The sequence below is a fragment of the Roseovarius sp. AK1035 genome (assembly GCF_003288315.1).
Classification (GTDB): Bacteria; Pseudomonadota; Alphaproteobacteria; order Rhodobacterales; family Rhodobacteraceae; genus Roseovarius; species Roseovarius mucosus_A.
This window is the reverse complement of the sequence record NZ_CP030099.1, coordinates 2,221,791-2,241,693: the sequence shown is the minus strand read 5'-3', so window position 1 is coordinate 2,241,693 and position 19,903 is coordinate 2,221,791. Positions and strand designations below refer to the sequence as shown.

Sequence of the window (19,903 nt, the reverse complement as noted above, 5' to 3'; positions counted from 1 at the left end):
GCGCGTTGAAGGGTCCAACAAAGCGCCACTGGTCACGCCGATCACAAGACCAACGACCAGCGAAATCACATCGAGTTGAAGATGGCGCAGGAGTTCGTGGCTCGCGGAACGGCAATGGGTAAACTCTAGCGAGCGCCCTTGTGCCCTGCAGCGCCGAAGCTGTCGCGAAGGTGCCGATCTTGCGGCCTTTCTGATTTGTGCCTGAGAAACAGAGCCGCGAGACTGGGGCTGTTTCGGTCGAGCGCCCTTCTGCGGACGCATCTGGCCACCGCGACTATGGTCTCGCCCTCAGAGCAGGCCGCGCCGGACGACCGCTATGAGGCGCGTGCGAGGTCATCCAAATCTTCATCCGGATCGACGGTGGCCGGTTCTGACGGACCCGTTCAGCCCTCGACAGCCGACAGATCTCGGCATTGTCCGGCATCCCGACCAACCGCAAAGTTGTGGTGCACAAGCCTTTTGCAGTTTGCGTTCAGCAAGGGAAGCGCGCTTGGCAAAAGCGACATCACAGCAAGATCGGCACTGTCACGGCAGTTCCCGCGCCGCGCTCCTCAGGCATCTTCTCTAGTTTTTGTCATCAGGACTCACCTCTTTCTCATACGCAAAGGATGATATCATGACCTTCCGCAACGGCCTCGACTCGCTTCTTCGACCCGAGGATTCGGTCCTCGTTCTGATCGACCATCAGCCCTATCAACTCGCAAACCTGAATAGCCACGACCCGCAAATGGTGGTGAACAACACCACCGCACTGGCCAAATGCGCAAAGGTATTCGGCGTGCCCACAATCCTGACAACCGTCATCGCCGCCCGGGGTGGCGACCTCTTCCCCCATGTCAGCGAAGTGTTCCCCAACCAAGAGGTGATCGACCGAACGACAATCAACACCTGGGAAGATCCGAAGGTCGTGGAAGCGGTCAAGGCGACCGGCCGCAAGCAGTTGGTCATCGCCGGTCTCTGGACAGAGATCTGCGTGGCAATGCCCGCACTCCAGGCGGCGGGCGAAGGCTGGGACGTGACCGTCATCACCGACGCGTCTGGTGGTACGTCGGTCGAGGCTCATGAGGTCGCTATTCAGCGGATGATCGCGGGCGGCATCAACATGATGACTTGGCTGGCACTGGCATCGGAATGGCAGCGCGACTGGGCCCGGGCCGAGACTGCAATCGCTCTTAACGACGCCCTAAGGGACCATCTTGGCGGCAGCGCCATCGCCTATCTGTGGGAACAGCAGCTGCTCAACACAGAGGTTCCAAGCGTCGCCGCCTAACCTCGGCGGGGATGACGAAGCGCCTGACCGCCCCCTCTTACGCGTTCAAGCACGCAGATGCCGAGATCGCCTTGGCCTCTCAATAGGGCGGGCAGCCGCCCAACGTCCAGACCGGCCAGACGCGGCGGTTCAAGGCGGATAGAGAGGCCAACAGGCTCGTTACGAACACGGCCAAACAGGCGAACGCGCGTGCGCTGATCGAAAGCTGCCTCGGGGCGAACAAGCCGGTCGCCCTAAGCTGCCATGCGCCCGGCGTCCTGCGCCATGCCACGGCGCCTGACCGGCACCGATGTCGCCAATACGGAGCACGGGCGCATTCCAACCCTGCATTCGTTCCTTTACCAACCGGGCACTTGTTCGTTGCCCCCCGTTTCGACCGGCACAGGCCCTTGCATGCCAGGCATTGTGCAAAACCCTGCAGATATCCAGCGATTGACCGCGCGGGCCTGCCTGTCCGCACCATCTTTGAACCCGAAGGCGCTGAGCCTACTGCGCCCAATCCTACATCAACCCTTTGCTCGGTGAGTGATATGGACCTTTCTGCCTACCTTACATTCGTCATTGTCAGCGCCGTCCAGACCGCGACGCCTGGCCCCTCTACGTTGTTCATCGTGAACAATGCCGTCGCCCACGGCTGGCGGCGCGCACTGGGCGCGCTCAGCGGCGATCTAGTCGCAATCGCGCTGCTGGCCACGCTGTCCGTCGTCGGATTGGGGGCGCTGCTCCAAACCTATCCTGCCGCCTTTCTCACACTGCGCCTTGCCGGTGCTTTTTACATCATCTGGCTCGGTTTGACCTTTCTACGCGCCGCGCCCCCGCAACCACATCCGTCGGCACAAAGGACCATCCACGAACAAAGTGGATTGGCGCTTTGGATCAACTCCTTCGGCGTTGGCATCAGCAATCCCAAGGCCGTACTCTTCTTCGCCGCGTTGTTTCCCCAGTTTCTTCCGGCTGGCAGCGGAACGGCTGTCTTGGCCCTTTTGGTTTCAACATTCGTGGTCGTGAAATTCGTCATTCTCGGGGGCTACGCGATCGGAGCGCGACAGGCGGTGCGGCTCCTGAGCAAGCCCGAACATGCAAAGCGTGGACGCATGCTGACCGGCATCATCTTCCTCGCCTTCGGGGCGATTATGATCTGGTCTGCGCTGACCGCCACATAAGACCACGTCGCCATGCACGGGCTGACCCGCGACTGGGCCGAAGCGCCTCAGATAGGCGTCGACATCTTCCGCGTCGAGGGCGGGAAGCTGGCGGAACACCGGGAGGTTCTAGAGAGCAAGATGCCACAACTCTTGGCACCGCCGGCCTGATGATCTTCGACCCTGGGCAAGACACGTATCAACCCTGAACGGAACATGCGTGAACGTCCCCAGCCCCTCGGGTCAGGGACATACGTGCCTGCGTCCCGGCTTACACCGGCAAGCATCACCGCAGCGTGTAGGAGCGCACCGGGTCACGAACGGCCCTGCGATAATCGGACGGGCTCACGCGCATTAGCTTGACGAAAACTCTGGCGAGGACCTGGTTGGACGAATAGCCAACCTCAAGCGCGATCTGCGTGACCGGCAGGTCCGTGTGTTCGAGCAGTTCGCACGCCTTCTCCACTCTCAGCCGCGTCATGTAGACCCGTGGCGGCACCCCGACGCTCTGTTTGAACATGCGGGCGAAATGGTAGGGTGAGAGCCGCGCCTCGGCCGCCAGATTATCCAGACTGATGTCTTCCGAGAACCGCTCATGCATCAGCTCGAGGCAACGACGTTCTGCCCACGGCGCAAGGCCGCCCCTTGCCGGAGCAAACGGCGTTCCGCCCAAGCGGCAGAGTTCGGCGAGGATCTCGCAGCCAGCGGCCCGCGCAAGCAGCCGCGACGGTGCCCCTTCGTCCTCGCAGAGTGCCCAAAGGTTCCGCAGCGCCGACCGGATGGACGGCGAGTCCAACACTAGGCCGTAGGTGAAGGAGGTGTCTAACGAGAACCGACCGTCGGCGGCCTCGTCGAGCACGTCCTGCCACTGCGCCAAGGGAAACACCAAGCTACGCAGCCGATGGCTTTCGTCATTGATCACTGTGGTCGCAAAGTCAGGCGCGGCCAAGGCGAGAGTGCCTTTACCGGTTCTCACATCAAAGCGGCCTCCTCCCAAGTTTCCCCTGACACGACTACAGCCAAGCATGTCCTCCATTAGGACGATGTCCGGCAAGGCCGGGCGAGACATGTCTCCGGCCGGGCGCGCCACTTCCAGAAGATCCAAGACCCCACCGGATGATTTTCTGGCCCGCACATAGGACGCATGTTGGCCCTCGCTGTGCCACTGGGCGAATGAAGAATGCGCATGAAAGGTCATTGTCGTCCCTCTAGAGCCACACGCGCGCCAAAGGGTTTTCGCGCCCGTTGATTAAGACGCCTGTCGACCTTCGCGATGGGGAGGACGAATATGCAGGCAGTGTCATCGTTGCATCTCCCATCAGGGAGACAAGCCGAACTTCAAAACAAACATGTCTGTTCGGCAGCGTTGGTACCGATGTTTCACTATCTACGTTGACCTCGAGAATATTAGTCGAATCTGACGTTGATCGCAACAAACGAAGACCGATGACGCGGCGGCGGTTCGCCCTGAGTGTTCCCCATGGTCAGGAGTTTGTTGCGTCAGCAACAAGCAGGAACAGGTTGCATCAAGCGAAAAACGTGTTGGGCATCTCGACGCAAACCTGAGTTCAATCTGCTCTTCTTGCCAAATATTATGTATTTGATAGTCATATATAAATCAGGAAAAAATCCCGATAACGGGCAAGGATTTCTTACGAAAGCCACCATCAAGTCCTGTTGCAACATCTTTTAAGGCACAGTTGATTGCGGCGACCAAATCAGGTGCTTTGGTCGGGCAATTGACGGGCGTCAGTTCGTGGAGGACGGCAAATCTATCCGCAAGAGCGGTGCCATTGCAGCAATGTCAGCGCGTCGTTTCCGCCATCTTCGGCTGCTTCGCTTTCGTGGCCGGGCGCGGCTTGGTCGGGCCATGGCCTGACACGTGCCATGAAATGCGCTGTCGATTTGTCGGAAAAGGCCGGGTGATCACGTCGGCGCGGCACCACACCCTCTGGCGTAACGGCCACTGACCGACAGCAGGAATTCAAGCCATTCGCAGAAACTCAACCGTCCAGAGCAAGCCCGATACAGATACCGGTAAGTAGACGCAGTGGACTAACTGCGACCTTCCGCACGCGGACCCGAGTGACCGGCTCGTGCGCATCAAATCGCAAGAGCGGCATCGTCGTAGCAGGATCAGGAACGTGGGGGCGGACGGCACGCGCTAGACCTGTCTCACTGCAACGCTTTGCGCCCAAACCTCTGCGAACCAGCACGATCTTGTTTGGGCGGACAAAGCAAGCCGGAAAACGGCATGGCTCCAACGAACAGGATTGACCATGACTACCCAAGATTCCCCGACATCACGTCTGACAACCACTGCTGGCGCACCCGTCGCCGACAATCAGAACAGCCTCACCGCCGGGGATCGTGGCCCTGTTCTGATTCAGGACTGGCAGCTGATCGAGAAACTGGCCCATCAGAACCGCGAGCGAATTCCCGAACGTGTTGTCCATGCAAAGGGCTGGGGCGCGTATGGGACGTTGAGGATCACAGGCGACATATCGCATCTGACCTGTGCAGCCGTGCTGCAACCCGGCACCGTGACGCCAATGATCGCGCGCTTTTCAACCGTGGCCGGGGAAGCGGGTGCTGCAGACCATGAGCGGGATGTGCGTGGCTTTGCGCTCAAGTTTTATACCAACGAAGGCAACTGGGATCTCGTCGGCAACAACACGCCGGTCTTCTTCGTGCGCGATCCGCTCAAGTTTCCAGACTTTATCCACACGCAAAAACGCCACCCGCGCACCAACCTGCGATCGCCCACCGCCATGTGGGACTTCTGGTCACTCTCACCCGAGAGCCTGCACCAGGTGACAATTCTGTTCTCGGATCGCGGCCTGCCCGTCAGCCCAATGCATATGAACGGCTATGGCAGTCACACCTACAGCCTCTGGAACAACGAGGGCACGCGGGTCTGGGTCAAGTTCCACTTCAAGACCCGACAGGGTCATCGCCACTACACGAACAGCGAAGCGCAAGACGTCGTGGGGCGAACCCGCGAAGGCTATCAAGAGGCGCTGTTCGGCGCGATCGAGGCGGGGGAGTTCCCGCAATGGACTGTAGAGGTGCAGATCATGACACAGAACGAAGCCGAGGCGTTCGCGTTTAACCCGTTCGATCTGACCAAGGTTTGGCCCCATGCGGAGTTTCCCCCGATCAAGATCGGCGTGCTCGAACTTGACCGCAATCCCGACAACTACTTTGCCGAGGTCGAGCAGCTTGCCTTCAGCCCATCGAACGTCGTGCGCGGCATCGGCCACTCGCCGGACCGGATGCTGCAGGGCAGGATCTTTGCCTATGCCGACGCCCATCGCTACCGGCTGGGCACCCACTACGAGGCGCTGCCGGTCAACAGACCGCGCTGCCCAGTACATCATTATCACAAGGACGGGGCGATGCGCTTTTTCGACGCCGCAGCCAATCCGGACGCCTATTACGAACCGAACAGCCTAGACGGTCCGCAGCAGGATGCGTCCTTCGCCGAACCAACGATCGACCTGCAGGGTCCGGTCGGCCGGTTCGACCATCGCGACGGCAACGACGATTTCATCCAGCCGCGCGCGCTGTTCCAGCTTTTCGACCAAGAGCAGAAAGACCGGCTCTACGCCAATATCGCCACGGCTATGTGTGGCGTTCCTGCTGCCATCACCGAGCGGCAGATCCGGCTGTTCCACCGGGTTCATCCAGATTTCGGCGCGGGTGTCTGCGCGGCGCTTGATGCGATGGACCCGCAATTCTGAACCAAGCCGGCGCGCGAAGAATGAGATGAATAAATCGGAGCCCCCCCTTGAAACAGGCCTTCACAACAGCGCCGACAGAGACGCTATCGACACGCGCAACCGACGGGAATGCCGAGCCGCCTTTCAATCGACACATGATCGGATGACCAGAGTCCATCGTGACACAGGGTGAAGGGAGAAGAAACGCGATGAGCACCGAGTGGCCTCACCTCGACTACCTCGGGTGGCGAGAGACCTGCTCTGCCCTCCACCTATTTCTGCAGATTGCAGGAAAATACCGGCTCGCACATACGCCGTGGCTTAACCATTCTTGGAACGCGACATTCTATGTCACGCCGACGGGGCTGGCATCTTCTCTGATCCCCGACGGTCCGGGCATCGAGCTCCTGTTCGACTTTCGAGAGCATATGGTCGTGGGAAGCTGCGGCAACGGCCACCGGGCGTCTTTCGCGCTCGGGCCGACCACGGTCACGGCATTTCGTGCAGAGTTCGAGACGCTGATCACCGACCTTGGGGGCACGCCGAGCTTCAACGACACCCCGAACAAGGTGCCCTACCCCGTGCCGTTCAGCGAGGATCATCGCGACCGGCCCTATGACCGGGACGCGGTGCAGCGCTACCATCAGGCATTGGTGGCAATCGACAGGGTGTTCCACCGGTTCCGGACGTCCTTTGTCGGCAAGTCCAGCCCGGTCCACCTGTTCTGGGGCGCGCTGGATCTCGCCGTGACCCGTTTTTCGGGGCGGCGCGCCCCGCTGCATCCCGCCGGGATCCCGTTTCTGCCAGACGACGTGGCGCAGGAAGCCTATGACCGCGAAATGTCCGCCGCCGGGTTCTGGCCGGGCGGCAATGGCATCGACTACCCCGCCTTCTATGCCTACGCCTATCCGTCCCCCACCGGGTACCGAAGCGCGTCGGTGCGTCCCGACGCGGCCTTTTGGCACGCGGGGCTGTCGGAATTCATGCTGCCCTACGAGGCGGTACAGAGCGCGCCAGATCCCGAAGAGACGTTGATGGCGTTCTTGGTCTCGACCTACGAGGCCGCGGCCAACCTTGGCGGATGGGACCGCGACCTTCTGGAATGTGCCCATGGACGCCCGCGTCAGGTGCGCGCGCCGAATGCCACACAGACGATTGCCGTCTTGGCGACGGATGGCACGGTCGAGCGGGAAGACGGCCCGTCGAAGGGGCGCTATCGGCTTGTCGTTGATGGTGTCGAGGCCGAGATGAGCTATAGCCGCGTCAGCGCAAGCCAGATCATCATTGATCACACCGAAATCCCCGACGCCTTGCGCGGTCGCAAGGTCGGAGCAAGGCTGTTGCAACAGGCGATCGAGGACGCGCGACAGGATCAGGTGGTCATCATCCCACTCTGCCCGTTCGCGAAGGCAATGATCGGTCGCCATCCGGAATGGCAAGACGTGTTGTCCCCATCAAAGACCTGACAGTCGTGGATCGACCTTGTGGGCTTAAAGCTATTGGCGACTCACGGGTCGCGGTTTCCCGGGGCCCTCTATCCGGGCGACACTCTGTTCGCACTGTCACGCGAAGCCCCGGAGCAGCTTGCGTCCTCACACGCTGGCCTTCTTCTAAGGCTCCCCCTCACGAACTCAGCCTTGAAACAACGAACACCAAATTCGAACACCTGAACTGGCTTCAACCATCTATCCGGGCCAGAAACCGCCGGAGCCGCACATCCTGTGGCGCTTCGAAGATCTGCGCCGGTGTGCCCTGCTCGACGATCTTGCCACCGTGCATGAAGAGGATGCGATCGGCAATCTCGCGGGCAAACTGCATCTCGTGGGTGACGATCAGGATTGTCTGTCTCTGCTCCGCAACCCGGCGCATCAGATCGAGCACTTCTCCGACCAACTCCGGGTCCAGAGCCGAAGTCGGTTCGTCGAACAGCATCAGCTCCGCTCCAAGTGCCATCGCGCGGCCAATGCCGACCCGCTGCTGCTGCCCGCCGGATAGCGCTGCTGGATAGCTGTCGGCCTTGTCGGCGAGACCGGTCTCGGCAAGCACAGCTTTGGCGCGCGCAGCGGCCTCGGACTTGGGCAAGCGCTGCACTGTTATCAGCGCCTCCATGATATTCTCAATCGCCGTCTTGTTGGCGAAAAGCGCGTAGTTCTGGAACACGAACCCGGTGCGCCGCCGCAGGCCAAGGATGTCAGAGTTGCGTGCATGGGCGGCATCCACCGTCAGATCGCCAATAGAGATCAGACCGGCATCCGGCCGGTCGAGGTAGTTGAGGCAGCGTAGCAGGGTCGATTTTCCGGTGCCCGAGGGACCGATGATCACCACTCGCTCGCCCGCAGCAATGTCAAGGTCGATACCGTCAAGGACAGGCTTTCCGCCGAATGTCTTTGTCAGTCCCCTGATCGAGATTCCGGTCGTCGATGTCATCGCGCGTAAGCCTTATCGAGATAGGTTTCCAAAACTTTCTGGCCCTGATTGAGCGCTTCAACCATACCCCAGTAGATCACCGCCACGACAAGAAAGGCCTCGAAGTAAAGGAAGCTGCCGGCAGCTTCTTTCTGGGCGGCGCCCATCATCTCGGTGACACCAAGGGTAAAAGCGAGCGAGGTCGCCTTGAGCATGTCGATGAAGTAATTGACCAGCGTTGGCGCCGCCACACGGGCGGCCTGCGGCAGAATAATGCGCTGCATCAACTGCCACTGGGTCATCCCAATAGACTGGCCCGCCTCCCACTGGCTGCGGTCGACGCTGATAATTGCGGCGCGGATTGATTCTGCCATATAGGCCGCGAAGTGCAGCATCAGACCCAGGATCGCCGCCGTGACCCCGTCGATCCTGGTCAGAACAGACAGTACCTGTGGCAGCCCGTAGTAGAACAGAAAAAGCTGCACCAGAAGCGGAGTGCCGCGAAAGAAGCTGATAAAGACAATCACCAGCCAATCCAGAATCGGCACACGCACAACCCGTTCAACCGCCAGAAGGGCTGACAACACCAGCGCGCAAACCATGGCCACTGACGCCATTGCCAGCGTCAGCGGCACATAGCTCAGGATCACCGGCATCAAGCCGACCATGTACCCGATGTCGAGCCCCTGCACGGACTATTCCGCCAAAAGCGTGGTGATGTCGGACCCGAACCACTTCTCAGAGATCTCGGTCAAGGTGCCGTTCTCGCGCAGGACGACAAGTGCTGCATCGACCTTGGAGCGCAGGGCGCGGCCGTCTTCGTCATCACGAAACGGCAGGGCATTGCGAATTTCCGAGAACGGCTGGCCAGCCAGTTGCAGCGGCAGTGGGCTTTGCTTGATCACCTGAGCCGAAGACACCCGGTCCATCACAAAGGCATCGACGCGGCCAAGTGCGGTGTCCTGCTCGATATTGCTGTCGTAGGTCCTGATCTCGACCTCACCGGCAAAGGGCAGATCGCGCAGCAACTGTTCAAAGTTCGAACCGAGGTTTACGGCCACTATCTTGCCGCGCAGATCGTCGACCCCGGCGATAGCGTCATTGCCCTTGCGCGTTACCACTTGGGCACCGTCGATCACATAGGGTTCGGTAAAGGCGAACTTCGCCTCTCGTTCTGGCGTGATGGTGATTTGGTTGGCAATGGTGTCAATACGGCCCGCATCCAGCGCACCCACCAGCCCGGAAAAGGACATGGTTTCGAATTGGATGTCGAGATCGGCCACCTCGCCCACCGCATTCATGACATCAACTTCAAAACCCTGCAGGACATCTTGGCGCACAAAGGTGAAGGGGAAATAGGCGCCGGACATGCCGACAGTCAAAGTGCCGTCCTCGGCCTGAGCAGCGGCAGCAGAAGCGGCGACAAATCCGGCCAGAGTGGCGGCGCGAAGGATATAGGTCATGGCGAGAGACTCCTTGGTGTCTGCAACAGGGGCAGAGATGCCCACCCATGTGGGCAACCACAAGAGCGACCGGAAATCAGGTCCCGGCATCCCCACAGACGGGAAATATCGGAATGGACCGAGCATTTTGGCCGTAATCTTCGAAACCCGTTCCATCAGAACGACCGGAACCGCGACAAATGTCCCTGAGCTGAGATGTCGTTTCCAGCCACAACGCGGTTGAGCATGGCGGCTATGCATCCGACGCAGGGGAGATTGGCCGCAGTGAAGGCTATGGTCTTGGGCGATGTTCCGGAGCCCCGCTTTTTCGCCTTGACCAGTCATTGGCCCGCATAGCCCAGTCCAAGCCAGTCGGCCACCTCGGCGACGTCTGCGGCGGTTAGCTCATGGCCGCTGGGTACTGTTCGGGTGTCGACCTGCGCACCCTGCGCCCTCAGATTATCGGCCAGTACTGGAGCGTAACTGTCCTGCCCATTGACCATCAGCACATGCGTTCCAGAGAGATCCTCCGCCGGTAGCGGATCAAGGACCTGAACCGCGCGTAGCAAAACAGCACGGCGTACAGCGGACGGGTAGACCTGCATCACGGCGGCCAGAAAGTTCGCGCCGTTGGAATAGCCGAGAAAGAAAAGCCGGGTCACATCGATCCCGTAGTTGATCACCGCGTCCTCGACGAAAGCGGCGAAGGCTTCGGCTTCGCTTTGGATATCGGCCTGATCGAATGTCGTGGCGTCGAACCGTCGGAACCAGCGATTGATCTGTTCCTCGGTGGCCCGGCCACGCACCCCCAGAAGCGTCGCCTGCGGGGCGATGCGGCGCGCGATCGGCATCAGATCGGCCTCGTTTCCTCCGCTACCGTGGAGCAGCACCAGAGTAGTGCCGTCGGGCCTTTCTGGCCGGTTGAAGCGGTGCACGAAGGGGAGCTTTCGGACGGGGAACCGCTCGTCGCCCGGCATCGAGAATTGAGGCAGCATGGCCTCGATATCTTGGGTGTGGCCCGCAACATGCGGCGGAAAGAACAGGGTCCGGCCAAGGGCCTCCGGTGCTTCGTCAATGGTCATGCCCGGCCCGTCAGTGGCGTATTCCATCAGGATACCAGCCGGATCGCGAACATAGAGCGACAGGAAGTACTTTCTGTCATGAATTTCTGTCGGTCCATGATCCAGGAGCGCTTGCCGCAGGGTTCGGATGTCATCGGCATCCTTCGCCCGAAAGGCCACGTGATCGGGCACGCCGGCCCCTGCGACGGATGGTACAAAGCCCGGTGCGTCCCGGACATCGACCACATCTGTCTCTGACGTCATGCGTTGCGTCAGGCCTGTGTGTTGCGCGTACTTATAGCCGAATACTTTCAAGAACTCTGCGGTCTCTCTGGCCTTATCGGTAAGGACGGTTACGCCCCGCAAGCGTATGGGTCCCTCCAGAAGCGGAGCGGGGGTCGACAAGGCGACGCCAACCAGTTTCACGATCAGCCCGTCTGGATCCCTGAGCCGTAGAACCGGCTCTCCGAATTCGCGCGATGGCCCCTCGAACGGGACACTCGCCGCGAGCGCCTTGCTCAGCCAGCTTTCGATGGAGGCCGGGGGAACCGCTAGTGCAATTTCCAGAACCTGGCCGATGCCGGTGCGTCCGCGGCCTGTGGCCTCCCAGACGAGGAAGGTCAGAAGGGATCCGGGGCTGCCCAAGCCATCGCCGTAGATCAGGTGCAATTGCTCGGAATCCGCATAGCCCGCCGTCCGCTTGACAAGTTTGAGGCCAAGAAAGCCGACATAGAAATCGACATTGGCCTGCACATCAGCGGTGATGCCGGTGACGTGGTGAAGTCCACTCATCATTCCTCTGGCATCACCTGCGCTCACGCCCTGCCCTCCCGCGCAATGATCTTTTGGACGGCGGCTCCTGCGGCGATCCTGTCACGCAGCCTCTGCACATCGGAAAAGTTCTGAAGCCCGCCTGGCAGAATTTTTGCCCCCCAGCGGATCATCGGGAAAGCATAGGCATCAATCACCGATCGTCCGCCGAGATGGCGGTTCGGAATGCCGAGATGCTGAGAGGCCAGCTTGAGCCCGGCCCCGACCGTTGCCTGCCGGGCTGCATCGCTCTTGTAGATTGTGTGGCGGTTGGGCATGAAGATCAGCCAGAATGAGGCGTGAAGGTCCGCAGTGAGAAAGGCAGACCAGCATTTCGCGCGGATACTATCACCGCCGGACAGTCCGGCCTCCGATAGCTTTTGCGCTAGATCATCGAGGATCGCGCCGGCCCGAGTCAATAGCCAGCCACTGTCTTCCCGACAGGTCGGAACGGTGCCCGCGGGATTAATGGCGAGAAGCTCCATTGAGCCGACCCTTACCTTGACCGCCTTGTAGGGTGCTCCGATCCATTTCGGCACGATGTGCGGTACCAAAGAGCAGCCAGCCGGGGCGTAGTAGACAGTGGGCATTGCGTTCCCTTTCCGGGATGAACTGTGACGTCAGAGATCACCGCGTGATATGCGCGCATGATGGACGCAGCGTACTGGCGATACCCCATCGCGTCAGGCCGAGCGCGCGAAGGCAAGAAGATCGGCATTGATGAGATCCGGATGCGTGGCAAAAAGCCCGTGTGAAAGGCCTGTGTACGACTTCAGCGTGCCATCCCTGACCAGCCAGATCGCCTTGTGGGCCGAATTCGAAATCGGCACGATCTGGTCATCCTCGCCGTGCAGGATCAGAACCGGTGCGGTGATCGCTTCCATATCCTCGCTGAAATCGGTCTCGGAGAATGCGGCGATGCAGTCAAAATGTGCCTTTGCGCCGCCGGACATGCCCTGCCGCCACCAGTTGTCGATCAGACCCTGACTGACCTTCGCGCCATGCCGGTTGAAGCCGTAGAATGGGCCGCTTGGCAGATCGAGAAAGAACTGCGCTCTGTTGGCCGACAGCGCAGCGCGCAACCCGTCGAAGACCTCTGGCGGCACGCCATCCGGATTCGCATCGGACCGCACCATCACCGGCGGGATCGCAGCGATCAGCACCGCGCCAGCGACACGGCCCCGCTCGGCCCGCGCCGCATAGCGCGCAACCTCGCCGCCCCCGGTCGAATGCCCGACATGGATCACGTCGTGCAGGTCCAGCGCCCAGGTGATCTCGGCAACATCGGCAGCATAGGTGTCCATGTCATTGCCGCTGTCGGTCTGGTCGGATCGCCCATGTCCGCGGCGGTCATGGGCTATGACGCGGTAGCCATGGGACAGGAAGAACAGCATCTGGTTGTCCCAGTCGTCGGCGCTCAGCGGCCAACCGTGGTGAAACATGACGGGTTGGGCATCTTTCGGACCCCAGTCTTTGTAGAAAAGGCGCGTCCCGTCGGATGTGGTGACAAATGCCATGGAAAAGCTCTCTGAAGTTCGACTTGAGTTGATGGGTGGTTCGGGCAGGCAGACGGACGTCAGGCCTTGGGCGTCTTGCGGCGTGTCATGGTGGCCGCAGCAGGTGGCGGACAACTGGCGGCTTGTCGCCCAAATGGTATTCGTTCAGGAGGTCCTGATCCAACTGGTCGGCCCGGGTCACCCGCTCGTGCTGGCGCTGATGCTCGACCCAGCTTTCCACCACGAACGTCTCGACGATCCGCCCCGGTTCGGCGACATCTTCCCAGACATCCCATCGAATTGCCCCGTCGCGATGCCTCACAGACTTGAAACGGCGTAGGGCAGACACGAACTCGACCAGCCGCGAAGGCTCGACCCAATATTCGATTTCGATCAGGACCGGACCGCGGTCCATGCCCGGCTGCACAGAAACGACGGGGTCCGCCCAATGGTGCGAGGGCGCAAGATCGGTGCCCGAATGCTGCGGCAACCGCCAGCGGACCGCCAGGACAACGGCCAGGATCTGCCCCACGCCCGCGATCACCAGAGCCGTGGCGACGCTGGTGCCGGTGGCAAGCGTTCCCCATAGGACGCTGCCGCATGTCATCGCACCCTGAAACGTCAGTAGATAGACCGCCAGCGCCCGCGCCTTGACCCATCCCGGCGCAGCCATGTGCGCGGCAACGTTCAGCGACGTCAGCATGCCGATCCAGCCCAGACCGGCCAGGAAGAGAACGGCTCCGGCGACCCAGGCATGGCTGGCCCGCGCGAGCGCCAGCATTGCAAGCGCGAAGAGGAGTGTCGCGGCGACAGACACCGGATTGGCGGGCACTATTGTCCGCACCCGCTTGAGCAGGATCGCACCGGCGACCGCCCCGGCACCCATGCAGCCAAGAAGCACGCCATACCCGGCTGCATCAAGACCAAGCCCGCGTCGCGCGATGAGCGGCAGCATCGCCCAGAGCGCGCTTCCGAACAGGAAGAACCCCATCGCCCGGATCAAGACAAGGCGCAGCGCAGGAGAATGGCGCGTATAGCGGTAACCGGCTTTCAGGGCACCGAAGAAATGCTCGGGTGGCAGGGTGCGGGCGGCCTGAGGGCGCTTCCAGGTGACCAGCACAACAAGCACGCCCAGCACGGAAAGCGCGTTCAGCGCGAAAACGGCTGGAATGCCGGCAAGGGCAACGATGGCCCCGCCCAGCGCCGGGCCCACCGCGCGCGAGATATTGACGCCGAGGCTGTTCAGCGCGATGGCGTCCGGTAGGGCCTGCCTGTCCACCAATTCCGGGACGATCGCCTGAAATACCGGAGCACTGAGCGCGGCCGCAATGCCTAGCATGAACGTCGCGGCGAGCAGGATGCCAGGAGAGACAAGCCCAGCCGCCGTCAGCATCGCCAGGGTCATCGCCGCAAGCAGACCAAGCACCTGTGCTGCCAGCAGCATCTTGCGCCGATCCACGATGTCGGCCAGTGCTCCGGCAGGCAGGGCAAGCAGGAACATCGGAAGCGTCGTCGCGGTCTGGACCAATGCGACCAGCAGCGGGCTGGGCGACAGCGAGGTCATCAGCCATCCGGCACCCACATCATGCATCCAGGTCCCGACATTAGAGACAATCGTCGCGATCCAGAGCGCCCGAAAGACCGGGTAGCTTAGCGGGCGGGCGCTGCCAGTATCCTCCGACATTTTCTCAAGCATTGAATTTTCCAGTTGGGGGGAAGCGGCCCGCGCTGGCAAAGACGGTCAGATCTGCTTTGGACATGAGATTTTCCATGGTTTGAACGGACGCAGGACGCGCGACGACACCCCATCAACGTTGCGGGACGTGTTGGATGACGCAGCGCCAGAAACGGATTGCCGCCGGGCCATGGCTTGCGATGACCACTTCGGCACCTGCCGAGCGATCGAAAACCCGTCCTCCTTTTGAGCTGCGATGGACCGGATGCGTTGATCTTCAGGACGCATCTGATTTCCTCGCAGAGCTATCCCGGGTGGGAAGCGCGAAGGACTTGGCGTGCAGAACCGACTGCACGACGCTTGCATGGCCCTTGAGCCATTGAACTCCGGCCTCTCCGGCAAGCATGCCCAAGAGGCCGAGCAAGGCGATTATCGGTGGTGCGGGCGAACGAACCGAAACGAGACCATAGATCATGCCGATGACGAGACCGACAACCAGCGAAACGATGAACGGTTGAAACTGGCTCATGAGGGGGTGCCTCCCTTAGGATCAGGTCAAGGGCAGGATATCGTGCGGTCCACCGCCACGCGGCGCAGATGCTGCCTCGAAGGTGCCGATCTTGCGGCCTTTCCGCTCTGCGCGATCGGAACGCAAAGGGGGCCCTTTGTCCGGACCTCTGCCCCCGGCGTGAATCGCCGCTGCCGCGTGCGTTTGACTGCAAAATCGGAGCCGTCGCAGCAAGGCCTGCAACGAGTTCTACCGGAGCAAATTGAACGGCTCGCTCAGTCTGGCCTATTGCGGTCGGGGGTCGTCAGCATCCTGTCTTTACGGAACCAAATGTCCGGCTGGCGATGATAAACGTTGGAAACCTACGATTCATGCTCGCACCACACGCGATCTTGGCGAGGTGCGCGGTTTGAGGGGAGAGGGCGAGGCCTGAGGACGTGTCCAGGACGGTCGGGCAGTTGGGGCCACGCAATAACGACGCAAAGGCACCAATTACGCTACAGGCCGCCTAGCGGTGAACCTTGGCCTCGCACTGCGAGAACAAACGTTTCCTTACCAAAAGGTCGGCAGGTCACGCAGACAAAGCACCCTATCCCCGTTTTTGCCACTTGGTCCCGCAATTCCACGCAGAATGGATAGCAAGAGCGGTCCATCCCAAGCAAGTTCAGCACCGCGCGCAAGTGATGGATTTGCTAACTTTGCTAAGCGCAGTTCGGATCCAGAGCAATCTCAGGGAATAAATCATGCCCTATCCCAACGACCTAGCATCCATGCCTCAGGACATAGAGGTGCCGTTCGTTGTCATCGGCTTGATCAAGGTTAACCAACCCGTCTGCATGCCGCGCAGTGGTGCGCAATGCTTGGGTCCGAGTTTGGTTATGAACGGCGCATTGAGCAGCACGTGTCACCTGCTTTCCACGGTGTGCGCCAATTAGCGCGTAGACGGCCGAATGCCGAAACAAAGTCAATGTTCGGCACTCTTCCGGGGGCATGAGTACGACCCCACACCAACCTTCAAAGCGGACGCCTTGAACCAGAAGATCGCAAATGCGCGATATCAATTCATCTGAAACTGGAGAACAATCATGCGAGCTATGAGCCTTACTGAATTCGGCGGCCCCGACGCTTTCGCTCTTTCTGAATATGAGACCCCCAAAGCCAGCGCTGGAGAGGTATTGGTCCGGGTCCATGCAACCTCTATCAACCCGCTCGATTATCAGGTGCGCCGCGGCGACTACCCCGATCTGGTGCCATTGCCTGCGATTACCGGTCACGATGTCTCAGGCGTTGTGGAAGCCGTCGGCTCTGGCGTATCGGCATTCAAGCCCGGCGATGCCGTCTGGTACACACCGCAGATTTTCGGGGGTCACGGCAGCTATGCCGAGTACCACGTCGCGAGCGAGGCGATTGTTGGTCACAAGCCGGCTGGTCTCACCCATCTTGAGGCAGCCAGCCTCAGCCTCGTAGGCGGCACGGTTTGGGAGGCGCTGTTCACGCGGGCGGGCTTGCGCCTTGGAGAAACTGTCCTTGTCCACGGCGCGGCTGGCGGCGTGGGGCATGTTGCGGTTCAGGCCGCCAAAGCATCTGGCGCGTTCGTTGTGGCGACCGCTTCGGGCTATGATGCCGACTTTGTGCGCAGCCTCGGTGCCGATGTGGTGATCGACTATCGCACCGAAGACTACGTGGCCGTCGTGAACCGCGAGACTGGCGGCGTTGGCGTGGACGTCGTCCTTGACACGATCGGGGGCGACACGCTTGAACGCAGCCCGCGCGTGCTCGCGCAACTCGGTCGCATCGTCTCGATCGTCGACATTCCCAATCCGCAGAATCTGATCGAGGCCTGGGGGTGCAACGCCAGCTATCATTTTGTCTTTACACGTCAGAACCGGGGGAAGCTGGACGAGCTTGCAACCCTTGTTGACCGAGGATTGTTGAAGCCGCATGTCGGCGCGGTCTACCCGCTGGCCGGCATCCCCGACGCCCACGCCCTGCTGGAGCGCCCGCGCAATGGCGTACGCGGCAAAATCGGGATCGCCGTCGTCGACGAGAATGCGTCCAGTCAACCATGAGCCCTCGGTTGATCGCATGTCCGGCAATAGAAAAACCGGGAATAGATGCAGCTCCGTTTTCGAGAGCGCATTAGGGAACTGAAGGAGAGCTGTCATGGTTATAGAAATTGCTACCTTCCAACTGGCACCCGGAAAGGCCGCAGAGTTCTTCAAGGCCATGGAGAACGCAGCAATACATTTGCGCAAAGCGCAAGGGTATCGCGGTCACACCGTCGGCCTTGGCGTCGAGGCGCCGGGCACGGCGACCTTGATCGTCGCATGGCGCAGCTACGCAGATCATGTCGAACACTTTGAGCCGAGCACGGCGCATGAGCAGTTTGTCGGCATTCTCGATGGCCTCTATGACGGTGAAATCAGCGTCATGCATGTCGAAGCCGAGTCGCCACAAGGCTCCGTGTCGCTGCCGATCTTTCAAAGTGAGGCTTAGATTCAAGGCAAGATCGGCACCATTGCCGCAACTCGCGCTCTGCGGTCTTCGCAGTCCCATGCTACAGTATTCGGATACCGTGGAGGACCTGCATGGATCGGTCGAAGCCTGACAGCTTCACGGATCGTGAGCATCTGGGCTGACCTTGTTCGAAACAATTAACGAATGGACTGAAATCATGCCCAAAGGGTCAGACCTGTTTGTCGCCGCACTGGAGAACGAAGGGGTTGACCGAATTTTCGGCGTGCCCGGCGAGGAAAACCTCGACTTCGTCGAGGCCCTGCGCTCCTCTCGCATCGAGCTGGTTCTGACACGGCATGAGCAGGCGGCCGCGTTCATGGCGGCGACGCATGGGCGGCTTACCGGCAAGCCCGGCGTCTGCCTCGCCACGCTCGGCCCCGGTGCCCTGAACCTTGTGACCGGCGCGGCCTATGCGCATCTGGGTGCCATGCCGATGATCCTCATCACCGGACAGAAGCCAGTGATGAGCGCCAAGCAGGCCCGGTTCCAAATCGTCGACATCGTCGCCTCGATGAGGCCGCTCACAAAGATGACACGCCAGATCCTGAGCCCCGCCGCCATTCCCGCGGCGGTGCGTGACGCGTTTCGCGTCGCGGCCGAGGAACGGCCGGGGCCCGTGCATCTCGAACTGCCGGAGGACGTCGCGGCGGCGAACGCCGAGGGCGCCAGCGTCATTCCGCGCCATTCCTACGACCGTCCGGTCGCCAGTGCCGCCGCGCTCGACAACGCGGCCAAGATGATCCTTGCCGCCAAAAGGCCACTGGTCATGATTGGCGCGGCGGGCAACCGGCCCGCGCTGGTCGAGCCGCTGTCAGGCTTCATGGCGCGCACCCGCTTGCCGTTCTTCAACACGCAGATGGGCAAAGGCGCTGTCGATGGCGGCTCAAACCTCTATGTCGGGACCGCCGCGCTTTCCGAGGGGGACTATGTTCACGAGGCTATCGAACGCGCCGACCTGATCGTCGCCATCGGCCATGACACGATCGAAAAGCCACCGTTCCTGATGAAAAACGATGGCGGACCCAGAGTTGTCCATGTCAGCTATGAGTCCGCGACGGTCGAACAGGTCTACCATCCGGATATCGAGGTGATCGGCGACATTGGCGCGTCTGTCAAAGGCCTTGCAGAGCGGCTGGAAGGCAGAGTGTCACCCGACGAGGGAATGCTCCAATTGCGCCAGAGGATTCTGGCCCGGCTCAACGATCGCGCTGAAGAAAATCGCTTCCCGGTGACGCCTCAGCGTCTTGTGCACGAGGTTCGCCGGGTCATGCCAGAAGACGGCATCGTCTGCCTTGACAACGGCATGTACAAGATCTGGTTCGCCCGCAATTACCGCACCCATGTGGCCAATACGCTGTTGCTCGACAATGCGCTCGCCACGATGGGGGCGGGACTTCCCTCGGCGATGATGGCAGCCATACTTCACCCCGAGCGCCGCGTGATGGCTGTCTGTGGCGATGGCGGGTTCATGATGAATTCGCAGGAGATGGAAACAGCTGTGCGGCTTGGGCTGAACCTTGTCGTGGTCATCCTCAACGACAGCGCCTACGGGATGATCCGCTGGAAACAGTCGGTCGACGGTTTTCCCGATTTCGGCATGACCTTCGGCAATCCGGATTTCGTGCGCTATGCCGAGGCCTACGGCGCGAAAGGATCCCGCGTGCGTGCGGTCGAAGACCTTTTCCCGGTGCTCGAAGCTGCCTTTGAGGGCGGCGGGGTCCATCTGGTCGATGTGCCGATCGACTATTCAGAGAATACCCGCGTTCTGGTCGACGAATTGCGCAACCGCACACCCGATGTGGAATGTTCATGACCCGTCGCAGAACGCAGACCCCTGAGATGCGAGGAGATCGG

17 protein-coding genes are annotated in these 19,903 nt (G+C 60.9%); 7 read left to right on the top strand and 10 right to left on the bottom strand.

All coding sequences use genetic code 11. The features are described from left to right. Positions 1–616 precede the first annotated feature (616 nt). Both RAK1035_RS10715 and RAK1035_RS10710 read left to right on the top strand, forming a co-directional pair. A complete protein-coding gene (locus tag RAK1035_RS10715) occupies positions 617–1,270 on the top strand; it encodes a hydrolase (RefSeq protein ID WP_008279995.1) in 654 nt (217 codons plus the stop codon). 530 nt (positions 1,271–1,800) lie between these two features. Beyond that, complete coding sequence (locus RAK1035_RS10710; protein ID WP_008279994.1) at positions 1,801–2,433, top strand: LysE family translocator; 633 nt, start codon at positions 1,801–1,803, stop codon at positions 2,431–2,433. Between the two features lie 265 nt (positions 2,434–2,698). Here RAK1035_RS10710 and RAK1035_RS10705 read toward each other — a convergent pair whose 3' ends face one another. Together RAK1035_RS10705 and RAK1035_RS20185 are read right to left on the bottom strand one after the other, a co-directional pair. After that, the gene (locus RAK1035_RS10705) at positions 2,699–3,610 is read right to left on the bottom strand and encodes a helix-turn-helix domain-containing protein (RefSeq protein ID WP_008279992.1); all 912 of its coding nucleotides are present in this window, start codon (positions 3,608–3,610) and stop codon (positions 2,699–2,701) included. Positions 3,611–4,184: 574 nt separating this feature from the next. Next, positions 4,185–4,355, bottom strand: coding sequence for a hypothetical protein (locus RAK1035_RS20185; protein ID WP_157132391.1), 171 nt, complete (start codon positions 4,353–4,355; stop codon positions 4,185–4,187). Positions 4,356–4,691: 336 nt separating this feature from the next. Here RAK1035_RS20185 and RAK1035_RS10700 point away from each other — a divergent pair, with 336 nt between their 5' ends. Together RAK1035_RS10700 and RAK1035_RS10695 are read left to right on the top strand one after the other, a co-directional pair. Further along, the gene (locus RAK1035_RS10700; RefSeq protein ID WP_008279991.1) at positions 4,692–6,155 is read left to right on the top strand and encodes a catalase; all 1,464 of its coding nucleotides are present in this window, start codon (positions 4,692–4,694) and stop codon (positions 6,153–6,155) included. A gap of 188 nt (positions 6,156–6,343) precedes the next feature. After that, entirely contained in the window at positions 6,344–7,600 is a 1,257-nt protein-coding gene (locus RAK1035_RS10695) for a DUF5996 family protein (protein ID WP_037297135.1), read from the top strand. Positions 7,601–7,811: 211 nt separating this feature from the next. Here RAK1035_RS10695 and RAK1035_RS10690 read toward each other — a convergent pair whose 3' ends face one another. From RAK1035_RS10690 to RAK1035_RS10655, 8 genes are all read right to left on the bottom strand, one after another. After that, positions 7,812–8,561 (bottom strand): amino acid ABC transporter ATP-binding protein, encoded by a 750-nt coding sequence (locus RAK1035_RS10690; protein ID WP_008279989.1) that lies wholly within the window; start codon positions 8,559–8,561, stop codon positions 7,812–7,814. Next, a complete protein-coding gene (locus RAK1035_RS10685) occupies positions 8,558–9,232 on the bottom strand; it encodes an amino acid ABC transporter permease (RefSeq protein WP_037297133.1) in 675 nt (224 codons plus the stop codon). Before RAK1035_RS10685 ends, RAK1035_RS10690 begins: the two co-directional genes overlap by 4 nt. 3 nt (positions 9,233–9,235) lie before the next feature. After that, on the bottom strand, positions 9,236–10,003 hold the full coding sequence (locus RAK1035_RS10680) for an amino acid ABC transporter substrate-binding protein (RefSeq protein ID WP_037297131.1): 768 nt from the start codon (positions 10,001–10,003) through the stop codon (positions 9,236–9,238). Positions 10,004–10,323: 320 nt separating this feature from the next. Then, complete coding sequence (locus tag RAK1035_RS10675) at positions 10,324–11,838, bottom strand: VOC family protein (RefSeq protein WP_008279986.1); 1,515 nt, start codon at positions 11,836–11,838, stop codon at positions 10,324–10,326. Between the two features lie 20 nt (positions 11,839–11,858). Continuing rightward, positions 11,859–12,443 carry a glutathione S-transferase family protein gene (locus RAK1035_RS10670; protein ID WP_008279985.1) on the bottom strand — a complete coding sequence of 195 codons (585 nt, stop codon included), beginning with the start codon at positions 12,441–12,443 and terminating at the stop codon, positions 11,859–11,861. Between the two features lie 93 nt (positions 12,444–12,536). Then, positions 12,537–13,370 (bottom strand): alpha/beta fold hydrolase, encoded by an 834-nt coding sequence (locus RAK1035_RS10665; protein WP_008279984.1) that lies wholly within the window; start codon positions 13,368–13,370, stop codon positions 12,537–12,539. An 85-nt stretch (positions 13,371–13,455) separates the two neighbouring features. Next, positions 13,456–15,045: an MFS transporter gene (locus tag RAK1035_RS10660; protein ID WP_008279983.1), complete on the bottom strand. Its 1,590-nt coding sequence runs from the start codon at positions 15,043–15,045 to the stop codon at positions 13,456–13,458. A 256-nt stretch (positions 15,046–15,301) separates the two neighbouring features. Further along, on the bottom strand, positions 15,302–15,553 hold the full coding sequence (locus RAK1035_RS10655) for a DUF1427 family protein (protein ID WP_008279982.1): 252 nt from the start codon (positions 15,551–15,553) through the stop codon (positions 15,302–15,304). A gap of 1,064 nt (positions 15,554–16,617) precedes the next feature. Here RAK1035_RS10655 and RAK1035_RS10650 point away from each other — a divergent pair. The 3 genes from RAK1035_RS10650 (at position 16,618) to RAK1035_RS10640 (ending at position 19,862) form a co-directional block, all read left to right on the top strand. Then, the gene (locus tag RAK1035_RS10650) at positions 16,618–17,601 is read left to right on the top strand and encodes a zinc-dependent alcohol dehydrogenase family protein (protein ID WP_037297129.1); all 984 of its coding nucleotides are present in this window, start codon (positions 16,618–16,620) and stop codon (positions 17,599–17,601) included. Between the two features lie 94 nt (positions 17,602–17,695). Next, the gene (locus RAK1035_RS10645) at positions 17,696–18,028 is read left to right on the top strand and encodes an antibiotic biosynthesis monooxygenase family protein (RefSeq protein ID WP_008279977.1); all 333 of its coding nucleotides are present in this window, start codon (positions 17,696–17,698) and stop codon (positions 18,026–18,028) included. A 178-nt stretch (positions 18,029–18,206) separates the two neighbouring features. Beyond that, entirely contained in the window at positions 18,207–19,862 is a 1,656-nt protein-coding gene (locus tag RAK1035_RS10640; RefSeq protein WP_008279976.1) for an acetolactate synthase large subunit, read from the top strand. Positions 19,863–19,903: the final 41 nt, after the last annotated feature.

Excerpts from the sequence above, each read along its gene's own strand:
- RAK1035_RS10715 (WP_008279995.1), top strand. The coding sequence starts at position 617 with ATGACCTTCCGCAACGGCCTCGACTCGCTTCTTCGACCCGAGGATTCG.
- RAK1035_RS10710 (WP_008279994.1), top strand. The coding sequence starts at position 1,801 with ATGGACCTTTCTGCCTACCTTACATTCGTCATTGTCAGCGCCGTCCAG.
- RAK1035_RS10705 (WP_008279992.1), bottom strand. The coding sequence starts at position 3,610 with ATGACCTTTCATGCGCATTCTTCATTCGCCCAGTGGCACAGCGAGGGC.
- RAK1035_RS10700 (WP_008279991.1), top strand. The coding sequence starts at position 4,692 with ATGACTACCCAAGATTCCCCGACATCACGTCTGACAACCACTGCTGGC.
- RAK1035_RS10695 (WP_037297135.1), top strand. The coding sequence starts at position 6,344 with ATGAGCACCGAGTGGCCTCACCTCGACTACCTCGGGTGGCGAGAGACC.
- RAK1035_RS10690 (WP_008279989.1), bottom strand. The coding sequence starts at position 8,561 with ATGACATCGACGACCGGAATCTCGATCAGGGGACTGACAAAGACATTC.
- RAK1035_RS10680 (WP_037297131.1), bottom strand. The coding sequence starts at position 10,003 with ATGACCTATATCCTTCGCGCCGCCACTCTGGCCGGATTTGTCGCCGCT.
- RAK1035_RS10675 (WP_008279986.1), bottom strand. The coding sequence starts at position 11,838 with ATGATGAGTGGACTTCACCACGTCACCGGCATCACCGCTGATGTGCAG.
- RAK1035_RS10670 (WP_008279985.1), bottom strand. The coding sequence starts at position 12,443 with ATGCCCACTGTCTACTACGCCCCGGCTGGCTGCTCTTTGGTACCGCAC.
- RAK1035_RS10665 (WP_008279984.1), bottom strand. The coding sequence starts at position 13,370 with ATGGCATTTGTCACCACATCCGACGGGACGCGCCTTTTCTACAAAGAC.
- RAK1035_RS10660 (WP_008279983.1), bottom strand. The coding sequence starts at position 15,045 with ATGCTTGAGAAAATGTCGGAGGATACTGGCAGCGCCCGCCCGCTAAGC.
- RAK1035_RS10655 (WP_008279982.1), bottom strand. The coding sequence starts at position 15,553 with ATGAGCCAGTTTCAACCGTTCATCGTTTCGCTGGTTGTCGGTCTCGTC.
- RAK1035_RS10650 (WP_037297129.1), top strand. The coding sequence starts at position 16,618 with ATGCGAGCTATGAGCCTTACTGAATTCGGCGGCCCCGACGCTTTCGCT.
- RAK1035_RS10645 (WP_008279977.1), top strand. The coding sequence starts at position 17,696 with ATGGTTATAGAAATTGCTACCTTCCAACTGGCACCCGGAAAGGCCGCA.
- RAK1035_RS10640 (WP_008279976.1), top strand. The coding sequence starts at position 18,207 with ATGCCCAAAGGGTCAGACCTGTTTGTCGCCGCACTGGAGAACGAAGGG.